This window comes from Candidatus Viridilinea mediisalina (assembly GCF_002532535.1).
GTDB classification, from domain to species: Bacteria; Chloroflexota; Chloroflexia; order Chloroflexales; family Chloroflexaceae; genus Viridilinea; species Viridilinea mediisalina.
Window position 1 is genome coordinate 1 of the sequence record NZ_NQWI01000182.1, and the last position, 6,458, is coordinate 6,458.

The 6,458-nt window shown below is 57.9% G+C and carries 6 protein-coding genes; 1 reads left to right on the top strand and 5 read right to left on the bottom strand.

Going from position 1 to position 6,458, the window contains the following annotated elements; genetic code table 11:
• A partial coding sequence (locus CJ255_RS23080) for a hypothetical protein (protein WP_133117019.1) occupies positions 1-205 on the bottom strand: 205 nt, incomplete at its 3' end.
• A 174-nt stretch (positions 206-379) separates the two neighbouring features.
• Here CJ255_RS23080 and CJ255_RS20650 point away from each other — a divergent pair.
• The gene (locus CJ255_RS20650; RefSeq protein ID WP_097645968.1) at positions 380-1,054 is read left to right on the top strand and encodes a lysophospholipid acyltransferase family protein; all 675 of its coding nucleotides are present in this window, start codon (positions 380-382) and stop codon (positions 1,052-1,054) included.
• Positions 1,055-1,224: 170 nt separating this feature from the next.
• On the opposite strand, the gene CJ255_RS20655 is transcribed toward CJ255_RS20650, so the two are convergent.
• The 4 genes from CJ255_RS20655 to greA all read right to left on the bottom strand — a co-directional run bounded on the left by CJ255_RS20655 (position 1,225) and on the right by greA (position 6,048).
• Positions 1,225-2,547 (bottom strand): lysophospholipid acyltransferase family protein, encoded by a 1,323-nt coding sequence (locus tag CJ255_RS20655; RefSeq protein WP_245863632.1) that lies wholly within the window; start codon positions 2,545-2,547, stop codon positions 1,225-1,227.
• 10 nt (positions 2,548-2,557) lie between these two features.
• Complete coding sequence (locus CJ255_RS20660; protein ID WP_097645969.1) at positions 2,558-3,547, bottom strand: NAD-dependent epimerase/dehydratase family protein; 990 nt, start codon at positions 3,545-3,547, stop codon at positions 2,558-2,560.
• A gap of 27 nt (positions 3,548-3,574) precedes the next feature.
• Positions 3,575-5,047 (bottom strand): lysine--tRNA ligase, encoded by a 1,473-nt coding sequence (gene lysS / locus CJ255_RS20665; RefSeq protein ID WP_097645970.1) that lies wholly within the window; start codon positions 5,045-5,047, stop codon positions 3,575-3,577.
• 527 nt (positions 5,048-5,574) lie between these two features.
• Positions 5,575-6,048 (bottom strand): transcription elongation factor GreA, encoded by a 474-nt coding sequence (greA, locus tag CJ255_RS20670; protein ID WP_097645972.1) that lies wholly within the window; start codon positions 6,046-6,048, stop codon positions 5,575-5,577.
• Positions 6,049-6,458: the final 410 nt, after the last annotated feature.

Here is a 6,458-nt window from a genome sequence, read left to right on the forward strand (position 1 = left end):
CGGCGCGGTGGCTGAACCTGTCGAAGCCAAGCGGCGCGGTGGCTGAACCTGTCGAAGCCAAGCGGCGCGGTGGCTGAGCCTGTCGAAGCCAAGCGGCGCGGTGGCTGAACCTGTCGAAGCCAAGCGGCGCGGTGGCTGAGCCTGTCGAAGCCCCCGCGCCGCCCCCATCAAGCCCAAGGCTTTTTCGCGCTAAGACATGGTTCATAGTTACTTTACAGTTTGGTCTCCGATGGAGTGCCGACTTTAGTCGGCTGGGGTCGTAGATTGCCATGGGATGCCGACTAAAGTCGGCACTCCAACTGTAAAGCTGAAAGGCCGTTTCTGAAACCATGTCTAACAAAAATTTCTGCTTCCCTTACCCCAACCCAACCAAGAACCCATGAGTCTCTACAAGAGTCGCTACCGAGGATCGCGTATCCTGCCCGCCCTCTTCAACGCCTTTGTGCGTACCTATACCCGCCTCAAGGTTGAAGGTGCTGAACAGCTCCCACAGGAGGGGAGCTTCATCATTGCGGCTAATCACCAGAGCCACGCCGATACAGCGGTGATCTTTGCGGCGGTGCCCAAGCTGATGCGCAAACGGTTTGTTGCCGCTGCTGCCCAAGATTACTTCTTTCAGGGCGGGCCGCCGCAATACCTTTCGCGGGTCTGGTTTAATGCTATTCCGATTGCGCGTGATCGCCGTGGCGGTATGGATCCGCTGCGTCACTTGGGGCGGGCGCTGCGCGAAGGCTATGTGGTTATGATGTTCCCTGAGGGTACGCGCAGCACCAGTGGCACCCTCGGCCCCTTCCGCGCCGGTATTGGCAAACTGATCGCCGAATTTCCAGGCACACCCGTTGTGCCCACCTGGGTCGGTGGTACAGCCCGCATTTTGCCCAAAGGCGTCTTCATCCCGCGGCCCTTCCGCGCCCGCGTGCGCTTCGGTGCGCCCTTGCAGATCAAAGCTCACCCCAAATTTCGCGCCACATGGCAGAGTGCCGCCGATGAGATCCGTGAGGCTATTTTGCAACTGGGCGACTATGAGCCGCTGCCGGTGAAGGACTCAGAGTAGGGGGCGAAGTCGCCCACGCGCACGCAAGAATGCAGGGTTGGATCGCAAGTAGAGCCGCCCCAGCGGAGCGGCTCTACCTTATTATCAAGAACGCGAAAGCTCATTGGGACGCCATGTTCGGCAATCTACAATCTGCAATCTACAATCTACAATCGTAAATGGGCGTAGCCCTAAAAGACTGAGCGGTGCTGCGCTAAACGCGCATCAAGCGTCGTCTGGATTGTGTTGCGTACAATCTCGCTGAGGCCCAGTACGGTAATGGGATCGTCGGCTTCGCTTGGATCGTACATGTCCGTGGGCAAAGGCTCGCAGAAGGTGATTGACCAGCGGGTGGGTAGCGGAATGATCCCCGCCGGGCCAAGCCAGGGGAAGAAGGGGGTAATCGGGAAGAAGGGCATGCCTAAGAGTCGGGCGATGGGCGTGGCGTTGGCCAGCATGGGGTAGATCTCTTCGGCCCCAACCACGGCGACGGGGATGATTGGCGCTTGGGCCCGAATGGCTGCCTGCACAAAGCCCCCGCGCCCGAAGCGGGCCAGTTGGTAGCGATCTTTGAAGAGTTTGCCTACGCCTTTAACGCCTTCGGGGAAGACACAGACCAGTTCGTCATCTTCGAGTAGGCGCACCGCATTCTCGGGCAGCCCGGGTACATTGCCGAGCGCAGCAATCGCCGGGGCGACAAAGGGCAGGCTGCTGAACCAGTGCAGGTAGAGGCTGCGTACAATCCGCTGGTTCTGGGCCGGATGCTCCTCGCCTACCGCCACCGCAATCATCGCCCCGTCCCATGGCAAGACGCCGCTGTGGTTGCCCACCAGCAGCCCTCGCCCCTCGGCAGGCACATGCTCGAGCCCTTCAGCCGAGATGCGCCACCAGGTGCGGTACATAAAGTTGAGGAAGGGCCGGGCCACTTCGATCAACTCACGGTCCATGCCGTAGGGATCGGTCGTGTAGTCGCCACTGATGCGCCGCTTCACAAAGCTTACCTGCTCGTCAATCTGATATTGGAGTACCATGCCAATCCCGCGCCAGAAATCGGGATCGAGGTAGTCCTTCAGATCGATGCCGCGTAGCAGCGCATTGACTTTTTCGGCCTGTTCTTCGGTCATGCGGCGCAGATTATCGCCAATCAGTTGCAACACGCCAGCGGCAAGGTTGCCCAAAAAAGCTTGCTGACCTTCGGCCTGATCAGCACTGTGGCGCACCTCTAGCTCGGCATCATAGAGGCTGTTGGTCGCACCGCCAATCGGCACCTCTTCGTTGCTGCCGTCGCCATAGAGCGATGCTTGGGGCGCAGGGGCCGGGCTGGGCTCCTCTTGGGGCGCAGCGGAGGGCGCTCCCTGTGGCGGAATGCCCTCTTCAGGCTGAGGTGCTGATGCAGGCTTACTGCGCGCTCGGCGCGTGGCGGGTTTGCTTGGGGCTGCCCCCTCAGCAGCAGCATCCGCTGGCGTCTCGTCCCCATTCGTCTGCGGCTCGTGCTGATTCATCTCATCGCTCATCGGGTTCCCCCTATGTATTGCGCTCCAAGAAGGCCCGCAGGGCCTGCTCTGCCCGTTCACCATCACCGTCCAACTGGCCATTGTCACGCAGCATCTGGAGCGACTCGGCGGCACCATAGACAGGTGCCCAATTCAATTCGCGGCGGGCGCGGCGGGTGTCAACCACAAAACTGTGGCGCATGAAGCTAAGATCGAAGGGCCATGCCCCCAAGACATCTTGCTTGCCCAAGGTGAGGGCCAGATTGATCAATGGTTCAAGCATGGGCGCTGGACGTTGCCCGGCCAACTTGATCGCCTGCGAGAGACAGAGGGTATCATCGGCAGCAATATTGATCGGGCCTTTGGCCGCATAGCGACTAGCCAAGACAAAGGCGATGGCCGCATCTTCATGGTGCAACAACTGCATACAAGGATCAAAGCCGGTCAACATGCGCGGATTGGGCTCTTTGAAATAGTCGAGCAGAGGCGACCATCCGCCGATGATGGGGGCGCAGCGCAAGGGCACGATGTTCATCTGGGGATGACGGGCAGCAAATTCAACAATGAACTGTTCAACCTCAACATAGTGGCGCATCAGGCCACGCATCCCGGACAGCGAGACGGGACGATCCTCGGTGATAAATGTAGGATTGAGTGGGCTGGCCCCATAGACTGCCGTATGGCTCCGCACAACCACCCGCTGTACGCCTGCACTCGCGCAAGCCCCCAGCAACAACATCGAACCAAGCACATTCTGCTGCACCGCCTCTTCACGGCCCACATTGGGCTGTTCCGCTCCGGCAAAGGCCAAATGGATCACCACATCCACCGCTTCGGAGCGCAGCAATTCAGCCAACTGTTGGCCATTCAAGCGGGCTTGCAGCAACTCAGCGCGGCCTACAGGCGCAGGTGGTTGGCTCGTACAGAGCCCAATCAGTTCGACGCTCGCATCCACACTGAGCAACTCAGCCACACGCGCACCCAAGCGGCCATCAATCCCATTGATCAAGACCTTCGTCATAATCGCTTCCTTGGCCTGATTTGAGGTTTAGCCCTCGCGCTGGCGCATATGCGGAAAGAGGATCACTTCACGGATATTAGGTCGGTCGGTGAGAACCATCAGAATACGATCAATACCCATGCCCAAGCCGCCCGTGGGGGGCATGCCATACATCAGCGCATTGAGGAAGTCCACATCCATCTGGTGGGCCTCCTCATCGCCTGCGGCGAAGTCGCGCCCTTGTTCAAGGAAACGTTGCTCCTGATCGAAGGGATCGTTCAGTTCAGTAAACGCATTACCAATTTCCATGCCAACAGCGAAGGCTTCAAAGCGTTCCGTGAAGGCGGGCCGTTCGGGGATGCGCTTGGCCAACGGCGAGAGTTCCACCGGATACTCGGTGATGAAGGTGGGCTGCACCAGATGGGGCTGCACATAGGCACTGAAGAGTTCGTCCACCTGCTTGCCCCAGGTTGGCTTGCGTTCGACATGCAGCCCGGCGCTGGCAATTGCCTGCTGGAGGGCAGTGAGATCACTAGCAGCAACAAGATCAATGCCGGTACGTTCGGCAATAGCTTGCGCCATCGGCATGCATTGCCACGCCGGGCCAAAATCAAGCACCTGGCCCTGGTAGGTTGCGGTGTGGCCGCCATTGACCGCTTGGCACATCGTGCGCATCAATGTCTCAACGAGGCGCATCATGGTGGTATAGTCACCATAGGCTTGGTAGCACTCCATCATGGTAAACTCAGGATTATGGCTACGATCCACGCCTTCGTTGCGAAAGTTTTTACCAATCTCGTAGACCCCTGGAAAGCCGCCGACAATCAGGCGCTTGAGGTAGAGCTCGGTGGCGATGCGTAGGTAGAGGTTTTGGCCCAGGGTATTGTGATAGGTGGTAAAGGGCCGGGCGGCTGCGCCACCATAGAGCGGTTGAAGCACCGGGGTTTCAACCTCGAGGAAACCTTGGGTATCAAGAACCTCGCGCATGGCCGTGATCGCCGCCGCACGGGCGCGAAAGACCTCACGCACCTCATGGTTCACAATCAGATCGAGGTAGCGCTGGCGGTGGCGTTCTTCCACATCGCTCAAACCGGCCCACTTCTCGGGCGGCGGATTGATCGCCTTGGTCAACAGCTTCATACTGGTAACAAAGAGCGACGCTTCGCCCGCCTTGGTGCGGCGCAGATGCCCATGGACTTGAACAATATCGAAGGTGTCCAGATCATCGCGGAAGCGTTGGAACCAAGCCTCACCCAACTCAGCACGGCTCAACCAGAGTTGAAGCGTCGCGCTGCCATCATCAATATGGGCAAACGCAATCTTACCCATAATGCGCCGCGCCCCTACAATCCGGCCAGTCAGGACAAGCGGGGTTGCTTCAGCCGCCAACGGCTCAAAATGTTCAAGTGCCGCAGCAATAGTATGGGTGCGTTCAGCGCGGGTCGGATAGGGCTCAATGTCAGCAGCCCGTAGGCGTTCCAATTTGGCTGCACGCTGATTCTGTAGCTCGTTCAATTCCATGGGGCTGCGCGCTCTCCTTGGTCTTCGCTCAGAGGGGGGCTATATCCAGAAAATAGGAAATAGGAAATAGGAAATAGGAAATAGGAAATAGGAAATAGGAAATAGGAAATAGGAAATAGGGTTGTGGCATCAGGATGCGCTGCATGCCTCCAAACGGTAACGTGCCCTGAAACCATTCCCAAGCAAAAAAATCGGGGCACCCCGCTTTCTTATCATTATACCATGGCGCTTCCAGCGGGGGTTTGGGGGCGTCGTCGCGGTGGCTTCGACAGGCTCAGCCACCGCGCCGCCGCCCAAATCTTTCTCGCGCTAACAACACGCTTTCAGTTTTACCGTCGTAGTGCCGACTTTAGTCGGCATCCGGGGGTTGTCGGCGACCTCAGCCGACTGAAGTCGGCACTACCTATGGCGCAAACTATAAAGTGCCATAAAACCATCCCTAACAAAAAGTTTTGGTTGTGTATTGGCGGCAAGGCCGCCAATACACAACCAAAAGATACCGTCTATCTATGGGCGAATCGGTGCGTTTAGCGCACCTTGAGGATCGTCATCTTCATCACGCCGGAGGGGGTTTGCACCGTAACTTTGTTGCGGGCACGCTTGCCCAATAGGGCGGAACCGATGGGCGATTCGTTGGAGATGCGCCCTTGGCGCGGGTTGGCCTCGGCGCTGCCAACAATCATCCACGTCTCCTCTTCGTCCTCGTCGTCCAAGCGTACCGTAACTGAACAGCCGACCCGAACTTCACCATTGGCGACGGGGTCTTCGTCAATCATTTCGGCCCGCGAGAGCAGGCTCTTGAGTTCACGGATGCGCCCTTCAGTCATCGCCTGGGACTTCTTGGCATCTTCGTACTCACCACTCTCCGAGATGTCGCCCAGCTCCTTGGCTGCGGCGATGCGCTCGGCCACATGGCGGCGCTCAACTGTTGTCAGTTGTTCAAGCTCGGCCTCGAGCTTTGCTCGGCCTTCGCGCGTGAGGTATGTAGGCTTGTCTGTCATCATCGTAATTGCCTTTTTGCTGTTCCGGCTGCCCAGCGGAGCTACAGCTTGGGAGGGCCAAAAGGGGGTGGGGCAGGCGCGACACATTACTTGGCCCTGCTCCGGGGCGATGGGAAAAACAATAAACTGAGAGCGGTACTCTCAGTTAGTCTGAACGGAAGGCGAACCTCGTTGCCCGCTTTAGTGACCTGCAATGGTGTGTGCCAGTTCGATGCGAAAACCGCATAGACACGCCCAAATTCTGGGCAGGCCGCGAAATTGCGTCCGTTATACATTTGCAATTATAGCGGTTCTGAGGCGGATTGTAAAGCACTTGTGTTGCATACCCTTGACGAGACTGTTGCAAAATTATCCAAACTATTTTTAATCAGAAATAATCGCAACCGAAAGCAAAAAGAACATTCTTGACT

Coding starts and splice junctions, on each gene's coding strand:
- CJ255_RS20650 (WP_097645968.1), top strand. CDS start 380: ATGAGTCTCTACAAGAGTCGCTACCGAGGATCGCGTATCCTGCCCGCC.
- CJ255_RS20655 (WP_245863632.1), bottom strand. CDS start 2,547: ATGAGCGATGAGATGAATCAGCACGAGCCGCAGACGAATGGGGACGAG.
- CJ255_RS20660 (WP_097645969.1), bottom strand. CDS start 3,547: ATGACGAAGGTCTTGATCAATGGGATTGATGGCCGCTTGGGTGCGCGT.
- lysS (WP_097645970.1), bottom strand. CDS start 5,047: ATGGAATTGAACGAGCTACAGAATCAGCGTGCAGCCAAATTGGAACGC.
- greA (WP_097645972.1), bottom strand. CDS start 6,048: ATGACAGACAAGCCTACATACCTCACGCGCGAAGGCCGAGCAAAGCTC.